General features: G+C 65.0%; 3 protein-coding genes. All 3 read left to right on the plus strand.

Annotation, left to right across the window (positions count from 1 at the left end):
- The first annotated feature begins 127 nt into the window (after positions 1-127).
- The 3 genes from ptsN to rapZ all read left to right on the plus strand — a co-directional run bounded on the left by ptsN (position 128) and on the right by rapZ (position 2,598).
- The gene (gene ptsN, locus IRZ12_RS17105) at positions 128-604 is read left to right on the plus strand and encodes a PTS IIA-like nitrogen regulatory protein PtsN (protein WP_296471159.1); all 477 of its coding nucleotides are present in this window, start codon (positions 128-130) and stop codon (positions 602-604) included.
- Positions 605-644: 40 nt separating this feature from the next.
- Positions 645-1,574: an HPr(Ser) kinase/phosphatase gene (hprK, locus tag IRZ12_RS17110; protein WP_296471161.1), complete on the plus strand. Its 930-nt coding sequence runs from the start codon at positions 645-647 to the stop codon at positions 1,572-1,574.
- Positions 1,575-1,659: 85 nt separating this feature from the next.
- Positions 1,660-2,598, plus strand: coding sequence for an RNase adapter RapZ (gene rapZ / locus IRZ12_RS17115; RefSeq protein ID WP_296471165.1), 939 nt, complete (start codon positions 1,660-1,662; stop codon positions 2,596-2,598).
- Positions 2,599-2,789: the final 191 nt, after the last annotated feature.

A 2,789-nucleotide genomic window follows, 5' to 3' on the forward strand; every position in this document is an offset into this window, starting at 1 on the left:
ATCGTCGGCAGCGTCAGATGTGTATATGATACAGCCCCGCCCCCTGGCTATAATCGACCCAATCTTGGAAAGATGTCGCCCGGCTTCCCCCCTGCGGACGGATCCCAACGAAGCCGGCGCATATGTTATGAACCTGATCTCGCGGATACTCCCCCCTTCCAACGTGCTGCTTGACCTGGAAGTCACCAGCAAGAAGCGCGTGTTCGAACAAATCGGCCTGTTGTTCGAGAACAATCACGGCATTGCCCGCTCGGTCGTGTTCGACAGCCTGTTTGCTCGCGAACGGCTCGGATCCACCGGCCTCGGCCAGGGCGTCGCCGTTCCCCACGGGCGGATCAAGGGCCTGACCGACGCCGTCGCGGCGTTCGTGCGGCTCTCGCAGCCCATCAACTTCGATGCGCCGGACGGCAAGCCCGTGAGCCTGCTGGTCGTCCTGCTCTGCCCCGAACAGGCTACGCAAGTCCATCTGGAGATCCTATCCGAACTGGCGCAGATGCTTTCCAATCGCGCGCTGCGCGAGGCCCTGGCCACCGAACCTTCGGCCAGTGCGATCCACTCGCTGCTGACGCATTGGGAGCCGGCCCAGTTCAACGCCGAGGCCTGATCCCGACCGCCCGGTCGGGCGCCTCTTTTCGTGTGCCCCGATGCTTACTATCGAAAACCTGGTCGACGACACGACCGACAAGATTTCCTTGAGTTGGCTGGCAGGGCGCGCCAACGCAACGCGGTCGCTGCCCGACACCTGCCTGGCGGCGGCTGACCTGGTCGGCCACCTCAACCTCATCCATCCGACCCGCATCCAGGTTTTCGGGCACGAGGAACACGCTTTCTACGGACGGCTGGAATCCCGCCGCCGCGCACATCACCTGGATGAACTGCTCACCAGCGGCGTCCCCGCCATCATCATCGCGGATGGCCTGCCTGCCCCGGCCGACCTGCTCGAGCATTGCGAGCGTCGCGGCGTCCCCCTGCTCGCCTCCCCCCGTCCGGCAGCGCAGGTCATCGACCTACTGCGCATCTACCTCGCCAAGAAACTTGCCCCAGTCACGACCGTGCACGGGGTATTCCTGGACGTGCTCGGCATGGGGGTGCTGATCTCCGGGGAATCCGGATTGGGCAAGAGCGAGCTGGCGCTGGAACTGATCTCGCGCGGACACGGCCTGGTGGCCGACGACGCCGTGGAATTCTCCCGCATCGCCCCGAACATCATCGAGGGCCGCTGCCCGCCGCTGCTGCAAAACCTGCTCGAGGTGCGCGGCCTCGGCCTGCTCGACATCCGGGCGATCTTCGGCGAAACCTCCGTACGGCGCAAGATGAAGCTCAAGCTCATCGTCCACTTGGTGCGCACCACGTCGCCGGAGGCCCACTTCGAGCGCCTGCCGCTGCAGGCCCTGACGCAGGACGTACTGGGGCTGCCCATACGCAAGGTGGTGCTGCCGGTGGCGGCGGGCCGCAACCTTGCGGTATTGGTCGAAGCGGCAGTGCGCAATGCCATCCTGCAACTGCGGGGCATAGACACCCTGACCGAGTTCATGGAACGGCAGATGGAAGCCATCCAAAAGGGAGCCGAATAGGGAAACGGCCCCCTTCCGGCGCTTCATCCGCGCCGCAGTGGTATCGTTCTCTACGCGTCCCTCTCACCGACAAGCAGACCAGACTGTGCTACGCGTCGTCTTCATCACAGGCATCTCCGGCTCCGGCAAGTCGGTTGCCCTTCGTACGCTGGAAGACGCGGGTTACAACTGCGTCGACAACCTTCCCGTTCGCTTCCTGCACGATTTCATCGCTTCGGCCCACGACGATGGCCTACAGCGCGTAGGCGTATCCATCGACGCGCGCTCGACCGGGGCCATCGCCAACCTGCCCAACACCATCACGTCGCTGCGGGCGCTGGGTGCCGAGATCCGGGTCGTGTTCCTCGACGCCGATACGGGCACGCTGGTCCAGCGCTATTCCGAATCCCGGCGCCGCCACCCGCTCACCGACCGGCTCTTCCGAGAAGGCATCGCCCCATCGATCGAAGCCTGCATCGCGCACGAACGCGAATTGCTGGGTCCGCTGCGGGAACTCGGGCATGTCATCGACACCACCGGGCTGACGCCCTCGCAATTGCGTTCATGGATACGCAATGTCGTCCAGGCCGACACCGTCCCGCCGGTCCTCACCTTCGAATCCTTCGCGTTCAAAGAAGGCGTGCCGCTGGATGCCGACCTGGTCTTCGACGTGCGCTGCCTGCCCAACCCGCACTATGACCCGGTACTGCGGCCGCTGACGGGGCGCGACGCGCCGGTGGCGAGCTTCTTGGCCGCGATTCCCAACGTTGGCCGCATGATCGACGACATCGCCGGCTTCATCCGCACCTGGCTGCCGGAGTACATGCACGACACACGCAGCTACCTGACCGTGGCCATCGGCTGCACGGGCGGCAAGCACCGGTCCGTTTACGTGGTGGAACAGCTGGCTGCCATGTTCGCCGGCCAGGGTCAGGTACTGGTGCGCCACCGTGCGCAAAAACAATTCGACCTTTATGATCCTGGCGGCGGCCCCGCCGATCCGGGGCCACCTCCCAGATCGACCACGCCTTCAGCAGGACCTTGACGATGATTCGACCCGACCGGACCCCGAGCCTTGGCCACCCAGCAGCATCCAGCCGCCAACCTCGCGGGAGTTCCAGTCTGTTATGGATCGCGCTTTGCGTCACCGTCGCACTCGCCGGATGCAGCAGTGCCCCCACCAAGGCCCCTTCGGGCTCGGCCTCCCGCGGAGGGGGTTATTACAAAGACGACGGC

This window comes from Pigmentiphaga sp., assembly GCF_019689535.1.
In the GTDB taxonomy this organism is placed as follows: domain Bacteria; phylum Pseudomonadota; class Gammaproteobacteria; order Burkholderiales; family Burkholderiaceae_B; genus Pigmentiphaga.